A 21811-nucleotide genomic window follows, 5' to 3' on the forward strand; every position below is an offset into this window, starting at 1 on the left:
CTGGATAGCTACGTACGGACGGGATAAGCGCTGAAAGCATCTAAGCGTGAAGCCCCCCTCAAGATGAGATTTCCCAGTAAGTAAGACCCCTTGAAGACGACGAGGTAGATAGGTTCGGGGTGGAAGCGCGGCAACGTGTGGAGCTGACGAATACTAATCGGTCGAGGGCTTAACCTAGTTCCCAAGAAAGTGAAGAGAAGCTTCGAAGCTGATTCCAAATACTTTCTCGGGGCCCGGAAACAAACCGGGAAGAACAAATAACCATTGCTCGCTATGCGCACGAGTTTCGTATCTAGTTTTCAAGGCGCAAGCCTTGAACAAGCTACACCGTTTGGTGATGATGGCGGAGGGGAACCACGCGTTCCCATCTCGAACACGACCGTTAAGCCCTCCAGCGTCGATGGTACTTGAACCGAAGGGTTCTGGGAGAGTAGAACGTCGCCAAGCGGTACATTCCCTGATAGCTCAGTTGGTAGAGCACTCGACTGTTAATCGAGTTGTCACAGGTTCGAGTCCTGTTCGGGGAGCCATTCTTTATTAAATATACAGGATTAATATCCTTTAGATCGAAACAAATGGAGAGGTGTCCGAGTTGGCCGAAGGAGCACGATTGGAAATCGTGTAGGCGTCACAAGCGTCTCGAGGGTTCGAATCCCTCTCTCTCCGCCATATTTTAGTAAGGCCCGTTGGTCAAGGGGTTAAGACACCTCCCTTTCACGGAGGTAACAGGGGTTCGAATCCCCTACGGGTCACCATTATTATTTACAAAGTGAATCTGCTTTGCTTTGTAAGGGCATCATAAAGGTACATATGGAGGCTTAGCTCAGCTGGGAGAGCATCTGCCTTACAAGCAGAGGGTCGGGGGTTCGATCCCCTCAGCCTCCACCATATAAACTTCAACGACGCGGGGTGGAGCAGCCCGGTAGCTCGTCGGGCTCATAACCCGAAGGCCGCAGGTTCAAATCCTGCCCCCGCAACCAATTTATTTTTTTACAGTGTGGAGCCGTGGTGTAGAGGCCTAACATGCCTGCCTGTCACGCAGGAGACCGCGGGTTCGAATCCCGTCGGCTCCGCCATTTTTGCTTTCAGCCGTTTTATTGTTATTGGTTTAATTAATAGCGCTTGCCGTCGTAGCTCAATTGGTAGAGCAACTGAATCGTAATCAGTAGGTTGGGGGTTCAAGTCCTCTCGACGGCACCATATTCGATTTAATCACATTTGTATGGCGGTCGTGGCGAAGGGGTTAACGCACCGGATTGTGGCTCCGGCATTCGTGGGTTCAAGTCCCATCGATCGCCCCATTCTACACGAAAACGATGGGGATTAGCCAAGCGGTAAGGCAACGGACTTTGACTCCGTCATGCCTAGGTTCGAATCCTAGATCCCCAGTTTTAATATGAGCCATTAGCTCAGTTGGTAGAGCACCTGACTTTTAATCAGGGTGTCGTAGGTTCGAGTCCTACATGGCTCACGTTTAACTCTTGCGCGCGTATGGCGGAATTGGCAGACGCACTAGACTTAGGATCTAGCGGGAGACCGTGGGGGTTCAAGTCCCTCTACGCGCACTGTTTATGCGGAAGTGGCTCAGCGGTAGAGCATCGCCTTGCCAAGGCGAGGGTCGCGGGTTCGATTCCCGTCTTCCGCTCCAAAATAACTTTAAAAAGTTATTGCATTATCGAAATCGTTATGATATATTAAATCTTGTTCTTTCTGAATTGTGCGGAAGTGGCTCAGCGGTAGAGCATCGCCTTGCCAAGGCGAGGGTCGCGGGTTCGATTCCCGTCTTCCGCTCCAGAAAGCCGGTATGGCGGAATTGGCAGACGCGCGCGACTCAAAATCGTGAGGGAAACCGTGGGGGTTCAAGTCCCTCTACCGGCACCATAATCTTCGGGACGTAGCTCAGCTTGGTAGAGCACCTGGTTTGGGACCAGGGGGTCGCATGTTCGAATCGTGTCGTCCCGACCATTTAATTTTATAGCGAGCGGGTGTAGTTCAATGGTAGAACTCCAGCCTTCCAAGCTGGTAGCGTGGGTTCGATTCCCATCACCCGCTCCAATATTATGTTCCAGTAGCTCAGCTGGATAGAGCAACGGCCTTCTAAGCCGTCGGTCAGGGGTTCGAATCCCTTCTGGGACGCCATTTACGCATACAAAGTGCTGCTTTCTTCATTGAAGGCGGCTTTTTTTATTTTCATATAATCACCGTAAAGGCGATTGCTTCTTTATAAAAAGACATCCTTAGACAGGTTGTGCATCTTCATCAAGAAATGATTTACACAAAAGAGCATAGCAATTCCATACTGTTTGTTGTATATTACGGTTATTGGAAATAATTATCGTTCTGGGTTGGTGGGGAGAAGGAATGAGTAATAGAAGTGGTTGGGGAGGCTGCTTTACTTGGCTGCTTATTTTAGGGCTTTTACAAATTGTCGCCGAATGGTTTACTGGCGGCGGATGGAAAATTATCTTATTGTTTACTATCATTGTCGGGGTGGCTTGGATCATTTACAATGTCGCTAAAAACAAACATGAAATGAAACTGCGTGAAAAAGATCTTGAGCAGCAGAAACACATCAAGTTTGAAGAAATGGAAAGAACCGTATTAAAAATAGCTGTTCAAAATGAAGGTTATGTGACAGCTGTAGATATCGCGATGACCACGAATTTAACTTTAGACGAAGCAGGTGAACTGCTGGATCAACTGAAGAGAAAAGGCTATGCTACTCTGCGGGTTGCAGAGAATGGTTCATTTGTTTATCATTTTGATAGTATTCTGAATCAAAAACAGAAGAAAGAAGCGGAGAGAGTGTAGAAGGAGCCTACTAGCCAAGCAGAAGCTAGCAGGCTCCTTTCATCCATTTTTAAAATTTGCCGGTGAAGCTGTTATTGTTACACTTCGATCTTACGGTCAATGCGGCCGTCGAGCACCGTGTTTAAGAAGGTGAGCTCCGTTGCCGTCATCGATTTATCGACGACCTTCTGCATCCAGCCCCACATTAGCTTGCCATCATTGTAGGCTTTGCCCAGCACTTCGTAGATCATGTCCCATTGCCAATCTTCCAGTTTCATCGGCATATTATTGCTAACCCCCTGGTTTTCTATCTTACTCATGCTCCATCCGCCATAAGCGCCGTATGCTTCGTCTAAATCTACGCCTATGCCGTTCACTGTAATGTCGTTCTGATATTGATAGATGTTCGCTTTCGGCGAGCGTTTCCTGCCGCTCCAAGCGTATGTCTGCCAAGCACTTGAACAAGCGCCCGCTGCGAGTACAGCTTCAACTACGGAATAGGAACCGTACACCCCGGTGTTGTACCCGGGTGTCGCTTCACCCGCTGCGCGAATATAGCTGATTACCGTCTCCATCTGAGTGGAGGACGCATTGAAATCGACCGCGAAGTAAATGGCGCTTCCTCCCGGTTGGGCGATTGCCAGCGCGGCGGCCAGTGCTGTTTTACCGTCGGCAAGACCGGCCTCGTATCCGCCGAGAGCCCGATCCGTCGTCGTTTCGAACACGGAGACGATCTGCAGTCCTGCGTCAGAAATTGCGGCCGCTTCTTCGGCAGTTAGCCGCTTCCATCCGGCCGGGACTAAATAACGCGCGACAAATTCGTACCCGTCCGCGTAAAATGCGGCCGCTTTGTCTGCGGTTAGAGGCGCAGCGCAATCAAATCCTTTTACCGTCATTGCCTTCATCACTTCGTTTCTTCACGTATTGGTAAGCGCCGGAAGCTGTCAAGCCGATTACGCTGATCTTTATTATGGCAGCCTGCGCCGTTTCCGGCACGACGACGAAAACGGTAGCGAAAACTAACGCGACAAGATGCGTCCATTTTTCCGCTATGCCGAAGCCTTTCGCCACGCCAACGTAAGCAGCAACGAGAGCGGCAAGCGTTAAAATATCGTTCTCCATTCGAATCACTCCTTGAAGCGCGATTGGATGTCGCGGATTTCCGTTATGATGACGTCATATTTTTCGCTAAACTTATCTAGGATGTCGTGGAGTCTTCCTTCGCGCTTCCGATTTTCTGCTATTAGAGATTTCTCGCGTTCACGCGATTCCTTCCGGGAAGAGATCAGGAGCCAAGCAAAAAGGACAGCGAACGGACCTTGCGTAAGAAAATATTTAAGTATGTCCAAATCCACAGGGCGTCCCATCTCCTTTACGGTTTATATACTTCGAGTTGATCGTAAGTGAGGGCTTTGTTTTCTAGCATGTCCCATGTCCATCCCAGCGCATCCAGCTCGCTCCAGATCAGATAGGTAAACTTAAACGTCAACCCTAGGTGTGCCGGAATGGTCTCTCGTAGGACCGATTGAATGTCGTCTAGGTTCGGAGGAATGCCGCGGCTGGAGATGAACGTTATCGTAAGCGAATAATTAGCGTTATCCTCCGTTACGCCGACCTCGCCGTTCACATAGGCTTCGGCCACATTTTTAATGAGCGATACGGTGACGGTGCCGATTCCGCGCAGCTTCGATTTAATAACGGAGCGCCTCTGTTCAGGCGGCTTGGCTTTGTCCGTAGCGATGCCACAAATGCGTTCCCAATGCGCGAGGCCCCACGTTGCTGTGTCAACGAAATACTGCGCGAGCACGTCCGAAATTTCGGCGTTCAGATCTGCTAACTCAGTGGACTCGGCGGTTAAGATGCCGTTGGCGGCGACTGAATCGCGGTAATAAAGCGGAAGGTAATCGCCCATGTCGCGACGGATGGTAGGAAGGTTTCGGGGTTCGCCGTCGATTGGCGTGTAGGTAACGATCTCACTCGGGATATGCTGCGTCGGACTGAGAAATGTATACTGCGTTGAGCGGATAGTGTTCGACCTCCTTTACTTAGAGATTGATCGGGCGCCTTGTGGTGTTTGCACACGCACCGGACTTGCGTTTGTGTCCGCTATGGATACCAATTCGAAGCATCCGATTCCGGAGCTAAAGCCGACGCGCAGCGCTTTGCTGCCCAAAACGCCCGAAGACGGATCGTAGACTGGCAACGAAACCGTGCCATTTTTTCCGGCGATGCGATATTCCCCAATTTTCTTTTTGGTTACGAATTCATAGTACGAATACGCGCTCTCGTTTTGTGCCATGTCGAAATGTTTAACTGTGTACCGATAGCGTGTTCCCGGCGTTAACGTCGTAACAGTATGTTCTACCTGGTTTTTATCCGGGAGAATGTACCATAGATCAGGGCTGCCGTCGTTATTGATATCAACGTCAAATACCCATTCGGAACCTGTCCATCGGTCTACGTGGAGAACCGTTCGATCTAGGCCGGAAGACGGTGTGGGATCATTGAACGGAAACCAGGTAAACGCAGCCGTAGTCGTGCCCCAAACGACAGACGGTTTTGGATCATTTGCACGTTGAGAGTCAACGAAAAACTTCGAATTTACCGTCGCACTTGCGTTATTGGCGCGATCAACCGCTTGAAAATAAACCGTATACTCGCCCTCGGGTCCTAACGGAACATCAACGTAATAGTCGCTCCCGGACGCATAAGCAGTGAGCCCTGAATTACCGCCGCCAGGTTTGTTGTAGGATGCGTAGGTTGTGCCGATACCGCTAATTCCATCGGTTACCCCATAAAACCAAACCCGCCGTGTTCCCGTCGTTTGATTTGTGTATCCGTAGCCTTGTACGCTTGAAATCGTCGGAGCCGTTCGGTCGACGTAGGTATCAACGGCTTTAGAAGAGTTGTTTCCGGCATTATCATAAGCATAAACATGCGTGATATAGTGGCCTTCAGCGTTACCGTGCTCGGAAATAGGGACATCTTTATACCATGTACCTCCACCGGCATTTGCCCCGTCATACCACACCAAATCGTCCTGACCGTTAACTTCTGTCCATACAGCAAAACGGACATTTTGGATACCTGCAAGGTTATCCGCTAGGCTATAGGCGGAAACGCGGAAGGTGCCGCCTGGCTGAACGCTTTTATAGGACGTTCCGTCAACTGTAAACGTAGGAGGCGTACGATCTACAACCGTCCGGATTTCCCCCACCATAGCGTTATTTCCAGCAGCATCGTACGCATAAACGTTAGTCACGTAGGTAGTCTCGACATTACTAAAATTACTGATCGGATAATCGCAATACCAGTCGCTACCGCTTTTTACGCCATCTACCCACACCCAAGTTGATTGACCTGTAAGCCGGGTCGGAAATTTGACCGATGAAACGCCTGATACGTTATCAGATACACCACGGGCCCACATACGGAAAGTTCCATTTGCCGGAACGGAAACCGGGGTTTTCTCTGTCGATATGCTGGACACTATCGGAGCTGTCGTATCGATGATAAGCCGCCTATTTCCAAACGAAGTGTCCGGTCCATTACCGTTATTCGTGTTTATCGCGCCGTTGCTATCTTTAACCCTCATGCGGATGTAAATCTGGCCGTCGGTTGGGATAGCACCTGAAGGCAGCGTATAGCTCCGGGCGTTCGCATCGTTAATCCAGCCGCTATTCCACAGAGAAGCAGAATAAGCGCCATTTATAACTTCGACAAAATATCCGCCTTGCGCGTTGCCGTCCGGATCGCTGAATGTCCATGTAATCGTCGGCGTTCTTGTATTTAATACTTGACCGTCAGAAAAGCCGAGGGATGGAGCGTTGGGAGCGTTATTAGGTAACGTATAGTCGATGACTAGTTGGGGAGGATTGGAGTTTGCTCTACCTTGGAAATAGATGTACCCTCCACCCTTATTCGTGTTATCTAAATATAATCCGTATCTATTTCCTCCCATGTCTCGTATAAGTTGAGTCACATCAATTTCTTTATATACACCTACTACGTAATTACCGAACCAATCAGTGATTACGGCATTTGTGTCAGTATACGAGGGTCTTGTTTGTTGTGCCCCGTTTACCTCATTCCAGTTTGATGTTAACCGGCGAATACGAAGATAATCAGGATTAGTATTGCTCGAATATCTACTATCCGTGAAAAGTTTTAATACTGCACCATTTATTGTAGATCCTGTAGGTAGGCTAGACATATCAAAATTAATTAAAGCTTCCGTAATAGTGCTGCCATCACTGTCATATTGAAATGCAATCGGTATAAGATTCGTGTCAGCATACATGAAGGGATTTGGATTATACGGATTGTCGACCCATACAGTGTAATGCACAGCTTTATTTGCATTTAATGTTACTTGATCCATCTATATCCACCACCCTATAAATCGCTTCGCAGCCACATCCGACCAATGGCCGGTGATGCCGGGTCCGACGTACGGACTTCCAAGACAAACTCTTTTGTCGAATCTTTTCGTGCGTTGTCTATCGCGTTCTGAATAGACGTCGCAGGAATACCCACATCACGCCACACCGACCCGGTATAACGCTTCAATGTGTGTGGCGTTATGCTCGTATCAATCCACAAATCGTCCGTCTTCGGAGAAGCAGGAGATGACGTTGATTTGGCGATTTCTTTTTGGGCGGCCGCGTCAATGATGTCCCAATTTGCATTCCATCCGGCGCGGGTGACTGTTTCGTTGCCAAGCGGTTTTTGAATACCCAATTTCGGCGTTAAGTCAGGCATATGTCTATTCCTCCTTTAAAGATCGAAAAAGGACGCCTCTGCAAGCGTCCTGTCTTTTAAAGCTATAATCCTAATGCATTAGTATCAGATCACAAGTGATTATCCCCTGCACGGCAGTCGCTGATTTAAGATGGAGAAATCAAGATATTATCAGAGACTACAGTGTTTGTCCCAACAGTTGATACCGCAACGTCGACGATGTTATTTTTAATAATGTTATGATCTTCATTATCCTGCAGTTTAATGGATGTCCCTTGTGTCATCTTCGATCCGTCAGACCCCTTAACACTCGATCCATCGTCTCTGACTATATTCCCCTGGACAATATTATATTTACATGCATTGCCGTTATCCCTCAGTAGGATACCATTAACATTGTTGCCGATGCACCTGTTACCTTGAATGGTACTATAAGCAACTCCGCCAAGTACTAGACCTCCATCGCCAGCATTTGACCACAAGCTGTTCCCCTCGACTAGGAGATTAAATCCAATGTCCACCTTGATTCCGATGCCGTCACACTGTTTTACGTCGTTATCACAAATAGTGATCTTGTCGCAGGTCACGCCATCCGCCCACTCTAGAAAAATACCTTCAGATTGACAGTCATTCACTTCATTCCCGGATATGCGAGAGTTTCGCACGCCTCTGAATTGGATGCCTTTGGAATTAAAGGACCCAAATAGTCTATTATTTACTACATGGACATCATCACAATTATGCACATAAATTTCTGCATTCCAGCCTAAGTTGTTAGAGTTCCCGGTTAAATAGTTCCCATTAATGATTATAGCGCTCGATTCAAAGCCATTTTCGGGGACGATCCTGATACCATTTGTCGCGTTACGTTCAACATGATTATTGTTAATAGTTATTCTTATGCCAGATGTAATGCAGATACCGTCTCCGTTAACTTGATAGGATACTATATTGCCCTCAATCCGGCTGTCTTCTGCAGCACGTTTGCCTACAATTCTACCTTTCTTATGGAAAAATCTCGATGTAGGGGCTACATTCACTTCTTTGCCGCCATTCCCATCGATACTTACGACCTTGAATGATTCCGACTTAGAGCCATCGCGTACCATATACTTGGCTCCCAGCAAGAAACCAGCGTTTGACGTCAGCTTTAAGACAGTAGCTCTCCAATCCATGTTGTCATTAAGGCTTGCATTGTCTACACCAAATGACATAGGCGATGGGGACATTAAAATTCCATGAGCATAATTTAAAGATACCTGGTTGTTTAAAATAGATACCCTGGTGCCGCCTTCATTGACTATACCATGACCAGAGCTGTTGTCATGAGGAATACGGTAATAGTTGTTCGTCGAAATATTATCCGTAATAAGGATATCATCTGAACCTGTTGCGACAATCCCTCCCCAACCTACATCCTCGCATATGTTTCCAATCACGTTGATATTCTGGCTATTCCAAATAGATATTCCTTGATCATAGCCTCGAAGACAGCGATTGTTAGAAATAATTCCATGACTACATACCGAATTAATAGTATATTCTGCAGCAAAACCAACCCCTAATTTGATTGGGGACTCCCAGAGGTCATGAACATAACAGTTATGAATAGCAAAATAATGACAATTAATTAGATGAATTCCGTTTTGTTGATCTTCATTTCCTAGTGTCCAACCCCCTATTTGATTATTGTCTGCGGTCTGATAAGTAGTAATATATGCACCGCCAACCTGACCAGTACTCGTGTATGTGTGAGAGAGATTATTTTCAAGTTTAATCACATTTCCATTGATCTCAATAATCTCAAGCCCTCTATGATCATCCTCTCTAACGTCTCTTTCATTGCCATTATTAACTGTTAAGCCACCCATAACCCATACTCGTTCACCGATTACAAATTTTGATCCGTCCTGCACTGTGATATAAGCTTGACCTGATTCAGCGTCAGCAGTCAGGTATTGCGTTACAGGCGCACCGTCTGTATTGTCTACTCGCCAATTAATATCTGTATGCCGATTACCGACCACCTCAAGTCCAGATACATCAAAATTGGTGCAATTTAGCATAGTTAATACATTATTTGTATTTACGAGCGGATAATCTGGTCTGGCACGATTTAGCTTAAGGCAACCGTTACCGTAAATTTTAAAGTTGTTTAATCCCTGAATTATAATTCCGTCCACCATAAACGTTCCCATTGGTACAAATAAGGAAGCTCTCCCATTGATTTGAATGGCCTCTTTGAGGGCTGCAATTGCTAGGTTTATGGCGGTTGTATCATTCGTAATTCCGTCTCCGACAGCGCCATAAGACTTAATGTCAATACTAACATTGTCGAATCTTTCTTTTGTATAGCTTTTTGCTAATGCATATGTTACTGCATCCACCTTAGATCACCACCCAGCGTTCACCGTCAAAAATGTAAACGTTCTTGGTATCTAGCTCGAGAAACGAATATACCACTCCTGCAACCGGATTTATTATTGAAGGTTTAGGTGAAGTGGAGTATCCGACATAACCTCCCGCCAATTGCACCAACCCCGGATTAGCACCGGTAAACAACGGATTGCCGCTGGCATCGTAAATCATTGTTCTCGTGGCGCCGTTAGCGCCGAGTACCGGTTCATACGCCGAACCTACTCCGTTTAAGTATTGCGGTACCGGCTGTTGTGACGCGTCTTTGATTATATTGACGTCATTATAGGCCATATTCTCGCTCCTTTACGTAATTGTTCCGGGCACGGCCACGCTGCCGTCAGCCACCGTGATATTCGTCGTGCCGCCATTTAACGTCAGGCTGGCGTAGTCCGCGACGGCGTCGGTATTCAGTACGACGTTGGCAATCTGGGAATACCGCACAATGGGATCGGAGAAAGCTAGTGTTTTTAAATATTCAGCAAGACCTGAGGCAATTTGGGTACGGGCTTCTGCGAGGGTAGAACCGGGTTTGAGCGTGTAGGTTCCGTTTACGTTGATGGCAATCTCCGTTGCGGGAGCGACGGTAACCTGCGCGCCTACCGGCCGGACGGCTTCAATGTAGCTTGCGACCTCCGCAACCTTAGACGGAGAGGGGGCTCGCTTCTGAGCGTCCAGCAGCACTACTTTGACGGTGCCGTTGCCGTTCCAGACCGGGTACACCTTGGCGTCGGAAATGCCTGCAAGCTCCATGGCCCATTGGCGGTACTGATTGGCATTACCGGATGTTGCCGGTCTGCGAAGACGTTCGGTATACCGCACCAGCAGATCGGCATCCGTTTCCGTATCGACGCCGCCGTTAAATGCGGCCGGATTGCTCACTTTCACTACGCCGCTCAAAGGGCCGAAGATTAGCTGCACTGCGCCGGCCGGAACATTGCCGCTAACGCCGCCCAGTTTGGCTATCGCTGCTGCTGCAGCCGTCCCTCCGCTGATCGAACATTCCTCCACGGTTATGAAATAAACCGGCGTATTGCCGCCTGTAGAGACTTCGGTTCCTTTGGGAATGAGCGTTCCGTTGGCTCCTGTAAAGGTAAGCCGTCCGGATGCCTGAACGGCGGGCTTGCGTTCTATGCCGATCTCGCTGCAGCGGAGATCCAGATAAGGGCCATACGTCGTGTCGGCAAAGCCCAGCTTGAGCACCTGGTCAAGCTCGATGTAAGCTAAAGCCAATTCGATGGAAGCCGGGGAAAGCAGGTCATAGGTGACGCTGCCTTGCCGTTTATCGATATCCGCCGGGGAGGCGGCGAGCATTCGTTGTAAGATGGCGGATTGCGTTTGCGCTTCGTACGCCATTATAAGGTCACCTCCTCATGAATGATGCCGGCCGTTGTCGACACGGCGAAAGATACAAATAATGCATCATTTTCGCGGCGAATCTGGAAGCTGTTCACGTCTTTGATACGATCGTCGTAGATGAGGGCTTCCTTAATGATCCGCGGTATTTCGGATTGAAGAAGCGGCGCGGGCACAGTTTGTGCAATCAAGCTTTCCATTTCGCAGCCGTACTGGCCGTCATAGATCAAATAACGGTAACGCGGCGTAGCGAGAGCTTTGCGGATGAACTGCCGAACGGCGCCTGTTCCGTCGATCAATCCACTGATTGTGCCGTTATCGAAATCGAGCGAATAGGTTTTGGACGGTTTGGATTTTTTGGATATTCGCACCGCGCGTTCTTCCGGCTTGGAGAGAGGACTAAGAGCCACTGTATTTCACCGCCTTGTCCAAGATGACATAAGTTTGGCCATTATTGGCCGATGCGACAATGACCCGATCTCCGGCTTGCAATGGCGATTTGATGGTAAGCAGTGCATTCTCGAAATATGACGGGCCAGACGATTCACCGCTTGTCCCGGCGGTATCAGGGCCATCTTTTAGAGTAACCACTCGTTCATGATCCGTTAAATGCTCGGCCACTACGACATCCGCGGCATCGAGGCCGACCTTCATATTATCGATCTGAATGCGCAGAGAGGGAGGAGGGGAAACGACCGTCGCCAGCTCAAATTGGTCATAGTCGTTAAAGCCGATGTTTCTGATCAATTGCGCGAACTTGCTAACGTTAGATCCTTCTATCATGACGCATGGCTCCTTTGAGCGTAAAAGTATGATCTTGCTTTAGGAGGCTAAGCTTCATTCAGCATCATCTGGCGGAGCTTCATATTCCATTCGCGGAAGGCTTTCGTCTCCGGAGATGGTCAGGCTCATCCGATGTGAGCCGTTTTCGAAAGTATGGGAATCGGTAATTACGTAAAAGGCGCCGACAATTCGGGTCAAGGAATCGCGTACATAAACAGCGCTGCCAGCCGTTACTTCCACATTTCCGACAGCCTCCACGGAGGCTTCGTCTTTGATCTTTCCCAAGTCTTCGATCAATTGTTTTGCCTGCTGTTCCATTTGCGAGAGATTCATCTCGGAATCGACGCGTTCCAAATGCTGCATGACGCCGAACCGCTCGATCAAATCCGGATTATTTGCCAGCCTCTCCAAGGGCTGCTTACTTTCGTTGCTGCCGATGACTTTAACCTGGGTTCTTAGGTCTTCAATGGATTGAGAATAAGAGGCTCCAGTCAGGCTGGTCGTATCTTCCAGGACCCAATCGGTCACTTTATCTCCCCGTTTGGTCAAGTAGACGGCCCCTTCGCGGGCGGACAGCCAAAAGCGCTGTCCCGTCTGCTTTCGCGTTTCGGTCAGCGCCGTTACCATCATGTCCCAAAGCGTTTTGTCCCGCAAAATGAGTTTCGGTATGACGTACTCCGTATCCGCAATGTCGCCGACGGCAATGCCAAAATCCGCGCACAGCTCTCGAATGATCGCCGAAGCGGTCATATGGATGAATTTTTTGGTGTCGGTATTTTTGGTCAAGTAAATGTTTTCGTCATAGGCCGTCAACTTCATTTTGCCGCGGGCATCGATGTTATGCTGAAAAATAATGCCGCGAAACAGCTCGGCACCGTCAGACAGAAGCCGAAGCTCCCGCCCAAGCTCGATATCGACCGCCTGCTCGGTACCGTCGATCGTATTCGTTATCGAAACTTCCAGCTTGCGAAAAGCTTGCGTAATATCGCCGGACCAAGTAATGGAGTTAACGAGAGGGTCGAGATAAAATTCGTTATCGTACAGAAGCTCCATGTTCATTCGCGTATCACCAGCACTTGTCCCGGATAAATAAGGCTAGGATTCGGGCCGATGACCGATTGATTCATCTCGTACAGCTCCTGCCAGCGGTCTCCGGTGCCAAGCAGTCGCTTGGCAATGTGCCAGAGCGTATCGCCCTGCTGAACTTCATAGGTGTCAGGGACGGACCTATCGTCAGGTCGCGGGCTATCCTCTGCCAGCAAGACACTGTCGTCGTCACTCGAAGGCTTGGTCAGTCTCTTAAACTCGATGAAACGGTATTCCTTCAAGGTCAGTTCGTAGAATAAATCCCCCACGTGACCTGCTCGCTCTTCGTAATTGAAGGAGCGGATTGTGACCGGAGTATTAATTACGTCGGATGAGACGGTGCTCAAAGGAAGATACGCCATATCGTTCGGATCAGGGGATAAGCTCGTTACGGTGAACCGAATCGGCTTCCGGCTGGACATCCATTTTTCAATCAGGCGGACGATATCCCATGGCGTTCGGTTGCGGGACTTGTCGTTGTATTCGGTGTAGGATAGGTTATATTCACTTGGGAAAAAGGAAGAAAGGGTGTATTCGCGCAATTTCTCGTTCCCGAAAAATGTCGTTTCGCCAAGCTGGGTCAGCTCCACATCGTCATAGCCACGCGTAGTCGATACGCGAATGCTCTCCGGGTTCACGGGAAGCTGCAGCGATTCTTCTTCGTTGTTGAATTTCAGCCAGATGGACAAGTTGCTCATGGCGATACCGCCTCCAATTTCCGTACAAAAATGCCCATGATGTTATCGATCTCGTCTTCACCCAATCGTTCCCCATGATAATGGAGGTTGAATTGAACCGGGGATTTGCCGGATGCGCCGCTGCGCCATGCGTCGGCTTCCGCCTTGGTTTGAACGCGTTCGTCCTTATGGAGGATAGCGCGGTAGCCGTTGTAAGGGACGCGGTCGAGGCCTCCGGCGTTGGAGCCGTCATACCCATAAAGGCTGTAATATTGGTATTTAAACCAATCAGAAGTTTTATCTAAGAATGATCTATTATCTGCTGTTAATTCAGTAGGGCCTGAAAGGGGAGTAGGATTGAGGAGGTACTTACCTAAATCTTCCTTTCGTTTGTCTGAGGCTTCTACTGCCTTGCCTACTACGGAAGCAGCAAGTACCCCGCCAGCTGCAACAGCTTTTACAACCGGCCCCCCAGGAATTGCTGCAAATGTGAGTACGGCAGCTAGCAATGGGTGATCTTTTGCAAACTGTGCTATACCCTCTGCTAAACCTGAACCTATTGATAGTCCCAAATCGGTACCGATACTTCTAAGTTGTTCTGAAGAGCCCGAAAGTGCATCGCTAATAAAAGTAATTAAAGAGGCGGTTGCATCGCTTATTTGCTTGTTGCCTCCAGCGGTATACCATGCATCAAACGTTTTTTTTATATCGGTGAAAATAAAATCAATTTTGCCTTTTCGCGAAAGCTTCATAAACTTAGGATTATTCAAATATCTCGTTTGAATATAGTTGAACGCTCCTTCAAACATCGTAGCAAGCTTGTCCGTTACGGCGAAGGCCGTGTCCTTGATCTTTTGGCCCCAGCGTGCGATAGTAGCGCCATTATTGCTAATCCAGTTCGCGAGCTGCAGGAGGCGAGGCTGAAGCGCTTGGGCAATGCCGTCGCCCCATCGCTCAAGCAGGCTGTAATTAAAGGTATTCTGTATCACGGAGAACAAACCCGCCAAGGTTTGGCCTTGCTTTGCCATCGCATCCGAAGACATATCGTTCATGCCTGAAATCAGTTCTTTGATCGCTTTATCGGCAGGCAAGGTGCCGTTCTTGGTCATGCTGCGGAGCTGCTCTGTCGTTTTGTTCAACTTCTTGGACAGCATGTCCCAAGCAGGAATGCCGGCGGCGACCAGGTTCTGCATTTCTTTCTCGGAGACAATGCCATCGGTCTGCATACGGCTGATGGCGCCGGTAATATCCAGAAAGCCTTGGCTTCCGGTTCCTAATCCGGTAGCGGCATTACCTATGGATGTCAGGTTAGGAACGACCGATTCGGCAGGCATATGGGCACCCAGCAGCTCCTTGGCTGCCGTGCGGATATCTGTAAGCTCGAAGGGCGTATTATTGGTAAAAGAGACAAGCTCCCGATTAAAGCTTTTGGCCTTGTCGGCGCTGCCGAGCATCGCTTCGAAGGCGACATTTTCCTGCTCTGTCGTTGAAGAAAGCTTGAGCCCGGGGATGCTTTGTGCATACGCGAACTTTGCGGCGTCGATGGCCGTGCTCCCGACCCAGGATACGGTGGAAAGCGCAGCTTTGCCCAGCTTTTTTAACGTACTTGGCTTTTTTTCGTTCGAATTTGAACCGGAGCTGCCGGTATTGCCGGAATTTCCGGCAGTAGAGACGTTATGAATCGCTGCGGCGGCCTTGTTGGCTTCGGCTATCAAATCCTTCATGTGATTGGTCAGATTCGTAATGCGGTTCGTCGTATCGGATAACGATCGCTGGTTGATTTCGGAAAAGGTTTTGGTGATACTAATCTTCATAGTCTTAAACGAATCGGAAGCCTTCTCGGTTTTGGCGATCAGATCATCGATGGCTTTGGACGCTTTGCCGATGACCTTAGGCAAGTCGATCAGATCGTTAGAAATGCGCGTAAAGTTTTTGCTGAAATTGTCATTGAGCGTGATCGTTACTTTGGCGGATTCCACTCAGGTTCCACCTCCTCTGTTCACTTCTCGTTCCTCGTCTTCCAACTGAACCATCATGGAAACGAGCATGGCCATTCGCGCTTCATAAGGCTTGGCGTAAAATTCGTCAGGCGGTATATGGTGACGCTGAAAAATAACATGAGCCAGAAATGGCACACCGCCCGACCGGATCAGTTTTTTAGCTCATCTACGGTTTCATCCGTATCGCCGAAGCCGGAGAGGGTTAAGCCGGCGTCCACGATCCGCTCGATCTCGCCGGGGAGAAGCGCTTTGCGCACGCAGTCGACTTTGTCTGAGGCGTTATATTTCTGCAGCAGGTCCGGGTTGCCGAAATCGACGTTGACGACCATGTGGGTAATGAGAATGGCTTTGAATTTTTCGTTATCGCATTCGCGTTCCCGTTTGCGTCCCGTATTGACGACAAAGGTCGCCTGCTCCCGGGCCCGATCCAGCGTGGCGGAATCGATCGCTTGGACGCGCAATGCCGCGCGCAGCCGCTGCAGCGGAATATCCTTTTCAATATGTAAATCGGCGGTTAAAAAAGCTTGCAATGCGTCCATGGAATTCATCCTTTCGTTAATGAAAAAGTATAGGTCTATAGAAATAAAGGAATCTAACGCAAAGTCCGCGCTAGATTCCTTGACGATTAGCGGCTCTTGGGAATGGCATTCAGCCATTCGAAATCGTCGAACACAAACGGCCATTCGGTCTCGACGATGCTGCCGTGCTCGAATTTCATAATATCGATTTTGGTAAATTGAACGCCTTTCAACAAGATCCTCTCATAGCCGTAAGCTTCCGGATCGGCCAGCTTCATCGTAAGCTGGGTGACGAGAGCGCCGACGCCGTCGTTCATAACCCGCGCAACGTTCCGTGCCAGCTCGGACGTTACTTTATAGCCTTTGATCGTGCCGGACAGCTCGATCGTGCCCGCCTTGTTGCCGGTTTTGCGGGTGCCGGCCCGCTTGATTTTTTCATAGGAAATATCGGCGGTCGCTTCGCCCGAATAGAAATTGGACAGCCATTCGCCGTCGCACCAAATTTCGCCGAAGCTGCCTTGAATCGTTCTTGTCGCATCTAACATACCCATAGGTACACCGTCCTTTACGAGATAAATGATTAAGATGTTAAATAGTTACCGTCAAGAAGATTCGCTCCATCGAGTCAATCTCCCTATAGCTGATCAGAAGGTACACCGAGTCTCCGGTGCTGGCATGCTGAGGGTCCAGCGATACGCTGACATCCGCCAGAGCGCCTGCGGCGACAAGCGTCTCAAGGTACGCTTTGACGGCGCTGATCAAGGCGGCTTGGCCGTCTTCGTTGTTGTCGATTTTGCCGATATAGGCATCGCTGGCCGTTTTCGTAATATCGGTGCTGACCGCTTGTCTTGCGCGGATGGCGCGGATTTTTTGCTTGCTTGCGGTCAAGCCCTGCTCGACCTTCACTTTCTCGCCGTCGTGAACGAGAACGAGGGAGCCCGCTTGCAATGCGTCCTTCACCTGCGAATTGGTCAGGCGCTTCGTGACGTCGGTGACGCCGACCGGAGCGTAGGTGATGGAACGGTTGATTGTCGTTCCCGCGATAAGGCCGGCGATGTACGGCGCGAATTGCGACGAAGTGTACGACGTGCCGTCAGCGATAACGCCGCTGATCAGGTTAACGATGTACATATCGTCGTTAAGCTCCGAGCGTGCGTTGCCTTGCGCGGAATCCGCATCCGCCGCCGCGTCGCCGCCGATGACGGCCATGAAGTGTTTGCCTTCGTCGCGATTGGCGGCAACCCAGGTTTTGACTGCGGCTTGCTCCGAAGCGCTGAATTCTCCGTCGAAGACGAAGACGTTGAAAGGCCGCGTATCGAAGGCCGTGCGCATAGCCGCATAATCGGCTGCTGCTGCCGAAGCGGGGAGGGTGTAGACGAGAACTTCTTTCGCTCCGCCCTGCAGCGCGAATTTGATCGATTGGATGTTGGCGGCGCCGAACAGCTTGATCGCATCCGACTCCGTGCTGACGGTGTAAAAGGTTTTGGCTGCCGCGGTGCCTCCGGTATACGTTTTGACAGGAAGGGCAACAATGCCGCGGGCCCCGCCGGAAATTTGCGCTGCCGCCGCTTCCTTGAAATTAATGTACAAGCCCGGACGAACCGGTAAAGATGTCATATCCCAACTGCCTCCAGCCATAGTAAAAACCTCCCGAATGAAATGGTTGTATGTCAAATGCGCCAGGATCAGATCGTAATCTGCTGTGCATACACGTGTTGGATCTTTTCGTACGACTCCTGCGATCTTGCTTGACGAGCTTCCGTCAGCAACGCTCCCGTGCAGACGTATAAGCCGTTGTCCGCTAGGGCCGGTTGGGCGAACGAGAACGAGACGACCCGGATAAACCGCGAGGCCCCGATTACTGGGATTAGCTGCGTTTGGTACAGGGCGACGCTTAGCGTGTCCATGGTCTCGAGCGCAGAATTCGCATCGTCCGCCCAGTACATGATTTGATACGTTCGCTCGGTTCGAACGAGCAGGTTCGTTTCCGATTTCCGCGTGTCGCTTACGAGGCGGAGCAGGAACGTATTTCCGGCCGGTTCGGCCGGCTCCGTATGCTTCACGATGATCGCCGCCGGAAACTTCGACTGCAGGAAAGCTTCGATCGAGCCAATTTCGGTTATGAGCGACATGCTATCACTCCTTTGCCTTGCTTCATGCTGACGGCCGGATACGAGCAGGCCGGATCTCCCCGGCTTGGCTTCGCCGGGCGACGGCGTTTTCGGTGCTGTTTGTTCCAAATGATAGGCGCAACCTCCTTTGTCAGTTGTTACTGCGATGAGCGGCCTGTCCGGCAGCCGAGAGATGAGCCGCAGCCGTTTCCCGCGTTCAGCGGGTGAACGGCATGTATGCGATCCTTATGACTGCCGGCGCGGCGGCCGTAAACATCATCGCCGGTTTCAACGGGGACTTCCCCGATCCGGTTGAACGATCAACCGTTCCATAACGTATAGGTTTGAGGTGAAACGAAAGTAAAGGGGAGTGCCAATTATTTTTTGGTTCGGAGGTTTTGGCTGGAGAGAAACGTATCCGTAAAGGCTCCGCCGGTATTGCGCAGATTGTACGTGACGACCGGACCCGGCTGCGTATCCTGAAGGTATTTGGCGGCGCGCTGCTCATTGCGGATTTTAGCTTGCTCGTCGACAAGCAGCATTTCCGAGCCGGAGCGACGACGGCGCTTGGGAGCCGCATATCGCTTGCCGTCGGAGCCTATTTCTTCGGCGATTTTGAGCGAGGTTTCCCTTCGCGTGCGCAGATCGTACTGATAGGCGCTCATAATCGGGGCTTCATTGTGCGACATTTTGTAGGGATCGGCATCTTTCAGCTCTTCCTGCAATATATAGTCGGCCAGGCACTCCAGCTGTGCGGGGGCGGGGCGTTCGCCGCCCGTTTCGAGATATGAATCGAGGAAAGCCCGGATGACCCGGATGCGGACGGCTCGGTCCGTAATGCCGCGGCTGACGATCCTCTCCAAGAGGGAGTTGAGTTCAAGCTTGTTATCAGGCTCCAAGCGCCTCGCCCTCCTTCCGTGCGGCGGATTCCGGTTCCCGCTCGCTTAAGTTCCACTGTCTGAAGACGATGGCGATTTTCTCCGTAGCGGTCGTTACGGCATGTTTGACCGCCTGCTTGGTGATGCCAAGCCGGGTTCCCGCCGCATCGAGGGTTATGTCAAGTCCGTATACCAAGGCGATCGTTTCGGCCTGGCGGGGGGTGAGAGCGGCGCGCTGCATAGCCGTGTTCAAATCGGTCAATATATCGACGCCGGCATAATCGCCGGCATAATAAGTTCGCTCCCGGATGCGATGTCCGTCGCGAAGCAGCAGAGCGATGCCTTTGGCGTCGATAAGGGCGTATTTATCCGTATATTTCCGTTGATCCTTGAGTCGGTCGATTTTCATTTTTCCCATAAACAAACACCTCCGTATATAGTGGGGACGATAAATATGCGCTAAAAGCAAGGAAAGACTTGTTTTAGCAGGAGAGCCATGTGCTATAATCGAAGGAGGAGATGCGAAATCCCCTCCTCGGAGCGGGATAAGCGAATCCCGGATCTAACGCGATCTGAGCGGCGGAAAGGCTCCGGATGAATGAGAGGTTCTTCACGGAGCGCCGGTTACATCAGGAAGGCCGCGGGAAGAGACGGACAGTTGGCGCTGTCGGTCTCTTTTTTTTGCGGTCATTTTCTTCTTGAATCGGTTCCAGGGCTTGAAAGTGGAAGCGGGCGGATCTTCGCCATGCCGGTCAAACATGTGCAGCGACGTTGCACCGGAATCGGACTGCGGCCTGTCATGCAAACAAAACAACCCCTTTCCCATAGTTTCGACTCCCGACAATACAAGGCGGCAGCCGACGTCGTGAATGCAAACACATAGCTTTGAATAAGAACAAGTGTTCGTATTTGTTTGCGTATTATTCTAATCTCTTCCATCCTTGAATGCAAGAAGGAAATCTTCGATTCTATGAAAAAGATCAGCGAAATGCGCTTATTTATTCACTTTTTTTCCGGAAAATAAGGCGACAGTCCTATTCAGCTTCCACCTGACGGCGGCCAAAAGGCAAACCTGCTGCAGGTTCATTTGTTCCCGTTTTCGTTCGTATTTTTAGTCCTGAAGACCTCGATTGTCAACTTATTATAAAATATTTAGGTTGACAATTATGTCTAATTGCCATGATAATGATGGTAATTCATGTGTGAAAAGGAACTTGTGCCGCAGCCTCCGAATAGAGCCGGTTACGGACGGACCCGGGGATGCTGCGGCGGGATGGAGGAGAATCATGGCGCTGCAAGTACATACGGATTGGAATGCGCTCGCAAAAAAAGCGATAGGCGGACAGCTGCTTTCGATGGAAGAAGGATTATCCGTGCTGGAAGCGGTAGACGAAGAGGTGCTGGCGATCCTGCACGCCGCTTATCGGGTGAGGAGGCATTATTACGGCAACAAGGTGAAGCTGAATCTGATCATTAACGCCAAGAGCGGTTTATGCCCCGAAGACTGCGGCTACTGCTCGCAATCAATAGTTTCAGCGGCGCCGATCGATAAATATCCGCTGCTCGACAAGGCCACGCTGATCGACGGAGCTCGCAGGGCGATGGAACTGAAGGTTGGCACTTACTGCATTGTGGCCAGCGGCAGAGGGCCGACCAACCGGGAGTTGAACCAGGTTATCGAAGCGGTGAGGAAGATAAAACAGGCGATGCCTATGAAAATATGCGCATGCCTCGGTATCTTATCCGATGAACAGGCGATGCGTCTGCAGGAGGCGGGAGTCGATCGCTACAATCATAATCTCAACACGAGCAGAGCGAATTTTCCCCGGATTACAACGACTCATACGTACGACGACCGGGTAGAAACGGTACGGCAAGCCAAAGCCTCCGGCATGTCGCCCTGTTCGGGCTGTATTATCGGGATGGGTGAGACGAGCCGCGAGGTCGTTGAAATGGCGTTTGCACTGCGTGAGCTGGACGCCGATTCGATTCCCGTTAATTTTTTGAATCCGATTGCCGGAACCCCGCTGGAGAGTTACAGAGACTTGAATCCGCGGTATTGTCTCAAGGTGCTCGCACTGATGCGGCTTATCAACCCTTCGAAGGAAATCCGGATAGCGGGAGGTCGCGAGGTCAATCTGGGCGCTTTGCAAGCGCTCGGTCTGTATGCGGCCAACTCGGTTTTTGTCGGGGATTACTTGACGACTGCGGGACAGGAAGCAACGGAGGACCATCGGATGATCGAAGACTTGGGCTTCGAAGTCGAGCTGTGCGCGCTGTAGCGCGTGCCATCGGTATTAGCGGCGATCAAGGGAATTGACAAATGATTGATAGGGGATGTCTCAGGGCTTGCCGCGCAGATCCGGACGTTGCGGCGCCGACGGCGGGAAGTTAGGTACGGTTGTGATTTTTTGGGGTGCGCTCTGGCACATTGGTTGTACTTCACTTATAATAATA

22 protein-coding genes, 17 tRNA genes and 2 rRNA genes are annotated in these 21811 nt (G+C 50.2%); 21 read left to right on the forward strand and 20 right to left on the reverse strand.

The window, feature by feature from the left end; genetic code table 11:
- The 20 genes from N0M98_RS24770 to N0M98_RS24865 all read left to right on the forward strand — a co-directional run.
- Positions 1–177: ribosomal RNA gene (locus N0M98_RS24770) — 23S ribosomal RNA — on the forward strand; the annotation flags it as partial.
- Between the two features lie 153 nt (positions 178–330).
- Positions 331–447: ribosomal RNA gene (rrf, locus tag N0M98_RS24775) — 5S ribosomal RNA — on the forward strand.
- Between the two features lie 7 nt (positions 448–454).
- A tRNA-Asn gene (locus tag N0M98_RS24780) sits at positions 455–530 on the forward strand.
- Between the two features lie 47 nt (positions 531–577).
- Positions 578–669: transfer RNA gene (locus N0M98_RS24785), tRNA-Ser, on the forward strand.
- Positions 670–680: 11 nt separating this feature from the next.
- A tRNA-Glu gene (locus N0M98_RS24790) sits at positions 681–755 on the forward strand.
- A 57-nt stretch (positions 756–812) separates the two neighbouring features.
- Positions 813–888: transfer RNA gene (locus N0M98_RS24795), tRNA-Val, on the forward strand.
- 15 nt (positions 889–903) lie between these two features.
- A tRNA-Met gene (locus N0M98_RS24800) sits at positions 904–980 on the forward strand.
- Positions 981–999: 19 nt separating this feature from the next.
- Positions 1000–1076: transfer RNA gene (locus N0M98_RS24805), tRNA-Asp, on the forward strand.
- A 48-nt stretch (positions 1077–1124) separates the two neighbouring features.
- Positions 1125–1200: transfer RNA gene (locus tag N0M98_RS24810), tRNA-Thr, on the forward strand.
- 25 nt (positions 1201–1225) lie between these two features.
- Positions 1226–1301: transfer RNA gene (locus tag N0M98_RS24815), tRNA-His, on the forward strand.
- Between the two features lie 16 nt (positions 1302–1317).
- Positions 1318–1389: transfer RNA gene (locus N0M98_RS24820), tRNA-Gln, on the forward strand.
- A 9-nt stretch (positions 1390–1398) separates the two neighbouring features.
- Positions 1399–1471 (forward strand) — tRNA-Lys (locus tag N0M98_RS24825).
- A gap of 14 nt (positions 1472–1485) precedes the next feature.
- Positions 1486–1565 (forward strand) — tRNA-Leu (locus N0M98_RS24830).
- An 8-nt stretch (positions 1566–1573) separates the two neighbouring features.
- Positions 1574–1648 (forward strand) — tRNA-Gly (locus N0M98_RS24835).
- A 71-nt stretch (positions 1649–1719) separates the two neighbouring features.
- Positions 1720–1794 (forward strand) — tRNA-Gly (locus N0M98_RS24840).
- 4 nt (positions 1795–1798) lie between these two features.
- A tRNA-Leu gene (locus N0M98_RS24845) sits at positions 1799–1881 on the forward strand.
- Positions 1882–1888: 7 nt separating this feature from the next.
- A tRNA-Pro gene (locus tag N0M98_RS24850) sits at positions 1889–1965 on the forward strand.
- A 16-nt stretch (positions 1966–1981) separates the two neighbouring features.
- Positions 1982–2055: transfer RNA gene (locus tag N0M98_RS24855), tRNA-Gly, on the forward strand.
- A 7-nt stretch (positions 2056–2062) separates the two neighbouring features.
- Positions 2063–2139: transfer RNA gene (locus N0M98_RS24860), tRNA-Arg, on the forward strand.
- A gap of 222 nt (positions 2140–2361) precedes the next feature.
- Entirely contained in the window at positions 2362–2811 is a 450-nt protein-coding gene (locus tag N0M98_RS24865) for a hypothetical protein (protein ID WP_249865990.1), read from the forward strand.
- Between the two features lie 77 nt (positions 2812–2888).
- Here the strand turns inward: N0M98_RS24865 and N0M98_RS24870 are convergent, their stop codons facing one another.
- The 20 genes from N0M98_RS24870 to N0M98_RS24965 form a co-directional block, all read right to left on the reverse strand.
- Positions 2889–3686, reverse strand: coding sequence for a DUF1906 domain-containing protein (locus N0M98_RS24870; RefSeq protein ID WP_259619483.1), 798 nt, complete (start codon positions 3684–3686; stop codon positions 2889–2891).
- Positions 3667–3912 carry a hypothetical protein gene (locus N0M98_RS24875; protein ID WP_259619484.1) on the reverse strand — a complete coding sequence of 82 codons (246 nt, stop codon included), beginning with the start codon at positions 3910–3912 and terminating at the stop codon, positions 3667–3669. Before N0M98_RS24875 ends, N0M98_RS24870 begins: the two co-directional genes overlap by 20 nt.
- Positions 3913–3917: 5 nt before the next feature.
- Positions 3918–4157 carry a BhlA/UviB family holin-like peptide gene (locus N0M98_RS24880; protein WP_249865987.1) on the reverse strand — a complete coding sequence of 80 codons (240 nt, stop codon included), beginning with the start codon at positions 4155–4157 and terminating at the stop codon, positions 3918–3920.
- Between the two features lie 5 nt (positions 4158–4162).
- Positions 4163–4702, reverse strand: coding sequence for a YmfQ family protein (locus N0M98_RS24885; RefSeq protein ID WP_259619485.1), 540 nt, complete (start codon positions 4700–4702; stop codon positions 4163–4165).
- Between the two features lie 129 nt (positions 4703–4831).
- Complete coding sequence (locus N0M98_RS24890; RefSeq protein ID WP_259619486.1) at positions 4832–7171, reverse strand: GBS Bsp-like repeat-containing protein; 2340 nt, start codon at positions 7169–7171, stop codon at positions 4832–4834.
- Positions 7172–7185: 14 nt separating this feature from the next.
- Positions 7186–7551 (reverse strand): hypothetical protein, encoded by a 366-nt coding sequence (locus N0M98_RS24895; protein WP_249865983.1) that lies wholly within the window; start codon positions 7549–7551, stop codon positions 7186–7188.
- A gap of 125 nt (positions 7552–7676) precedes the next feature.
- The gene (locus tag N0M98_RS24900) at positions 7677–9917 is read right to left on the reverse strand and encodes a right-handed parallel beta-helix repeat-containing protein (protein WP_259619487.1); all 2241 of its coding nucleotides are present in this window, start codon (positions 9915–9917) and stop codon (positions 7677–7679) included.
- Between the two features lies 1 nt (position 9918).
- A complete protein-coding gene (locus N0M98_RS24905) occupies positions 9919–10239 on the reverse strand; it encodes a hypothetical protein (protein ID WP_249865981.1) in 321 nt (106 codons plus the stop codon).
- A gap of 12 nt (positions 10240–10251) precedes the next feature.
- The gene (locus N0M98_RS24910) at positions 10252–11301 is read right to left on the reverse strand and encodes a baseplate J/gp47 family protein (RefSeq protein ID WP_249865980.1); all 1050 of its coding nucleotides are present in this window, start codon (positions 11299–11301) and stop codon (positions 10252–10254) included.
- A complete protein-coding gene (locus tag N0M98_RS24915) occupies positions 11301–11711 on the reverse strand; it encodes a DUF2634 domain-containing protein (RefSeq protein ID WP_259619488.1) in 411 nt (136 codons plus the stop codon). Before N0M98_RS24915 ends, N0M98_RS24910 begins: the two co-directional genes overlap by 1 nt.
- Positions 11701–12084 carry a DUF2577 domain-containing protein gene (locus N0M98_RS24920; RefSeq protein ID WP_259619489.1) on the reverse strand — a complete coding sequence of 128 codons (384 nt, stop codon included), beginning with the start codon at positions 12082–12084 and terminating at the stop codon, positions 11701–11703. Before N0M98_RS24920 ends, N0M98_RS24915 begins: the two co-directional genes overlap by 11 nt.
- A gap of 54 nt (positions 12085–12138) precedes the next feature.
- Complete coding sequence (locus N0M98_RS24925) at positions 12139–13143, reverse strand: XkdQ/YqbQ family protein (protein WP_259619490.1); 1005 nt, start codon at positions 13141–13143, stop codon at positions 12139–12141.
- Complete coding sequence (locus tag N0M98_RS24930; protein ID WP_259619491.1) at positions 13140–13868, reverse strand: LysM peptidoglycan-binding domain-containing protein; 729 nt, start codon at positions 13866–13868, stop codon at positions 13140–13142. The genes N0M98_RS24925 and N0M98_RS24930 overlap by 4 nt, the downstream gene beginning before the upstream one ends.
- Positions 13865–15826: a tape measure protein gene (locus N0M98_RS24935; protein WP_259619492.1), complete on the reverse strand. Its 1962-nt coding sequence runs from the start codon at positions 15824–15826 to the stop codon at positions 13865–13867. The genes N0M98_RS24930 and N0M98_RS24935 overlap by 4 nt, the downstream gene beginning before the upstream one ends.
- A 170-nt stretch (positions 15827–15996) precedes the next feature.
- Positions 15997–16386 carry a phage tail assembly chaperone gene (locus N0M98_RS24940; RefSeq protein WP_259619493.1) on the reverse strand — a complete coding sequence of 130 codons (390 nt, stop codon included), beginning with the start codon at positions 16384–16386 and terminating at the stop codon, positions 15997–15999.
- Positions 16387–16472: 86 nt separating this feature from the next.
- Positions 16473–16916, reverse strand: coding sequence for a phage tail tube protein (locus N0M98_RS24945; RefSeq protein ID WP_249865973.1), 444 nt, complete (start codon positions 16914–16916; stop codon positions 16473–16475).
- 37 nt (positions 16917–16953) lie between these two features.
- Positions 16954–17982 (reverse strand): phage tail sheath subtilisin-like domain-containing protein, encoded by a 1029-nt coding sequence (locus N0M98_RS24950; RefSeq protein WP_310944443.1) that lies wholly within the window; start codon positions 17980–17982, stop codon positions 16954–16956.
- A gap of 68 nt (positions 17983–18050) precedes the next feature.
- A complete protein-coding gene (locus N0M98_RS24955) occupies positions 18051–18605 on the reverse strand; it encodes a hypothetical protein (protein ID WP_259619495.1) in 555 nt (184 codons plus the stop codon).
- Positions 18606–18853: 248 nt separating this feature from the next.
- Positions 18854–19375: a hypothetical protein gene (locus N0M98_RS24960; RefSeq protein ID WP_259619496.1), complete on the reverse strand. Its 522-nt coding sequence runs from the start codon at positions 19373–19375 to the stop codon at positions 18854–18856.
- Positions 19365–19772, reverse strand: coding sequence for a sigma factor-like helix-turn-helix DNA-binding protein (locus N0M98_RS24965; RefSeq protein WP_259619497.1), 408 nt, complete (start codon positions 19770–19772; stop codon positions 19365–19367). Before N0M98_RS24965 ends, N0M98_RS24960 begins: the two co-directional genes overlap by 11 nt.
- A gap of 868 nt (positions 19773–20640) precedes the next feature.
- Here N0M98_RS24965 and bioB point away from each other — a divergent pair.
- Positions 20641–21636, forward strand: a complete 996-nt coding sequence (bioB, locus tag N0M98_RS24970) for a biotin synthase BioB (RefSeq protein ID WP_259619498.1) — start codon at positions 20641–20643, stop codon at positions 21634–21636.
- Positions 21637–21811 lie beyond the last annotated feature (175 nt).

It is taken from the genome of Paenibacillus doosanensis (assembly GCF_025060755.1).
Taxonomy (GTDB): domain Bacteria; phylum Bacillota; class Bacilli; order Paenibacillales; family NBRC-103111; genus Paenibacillus_S; species Paenibacillus_S doosanensis.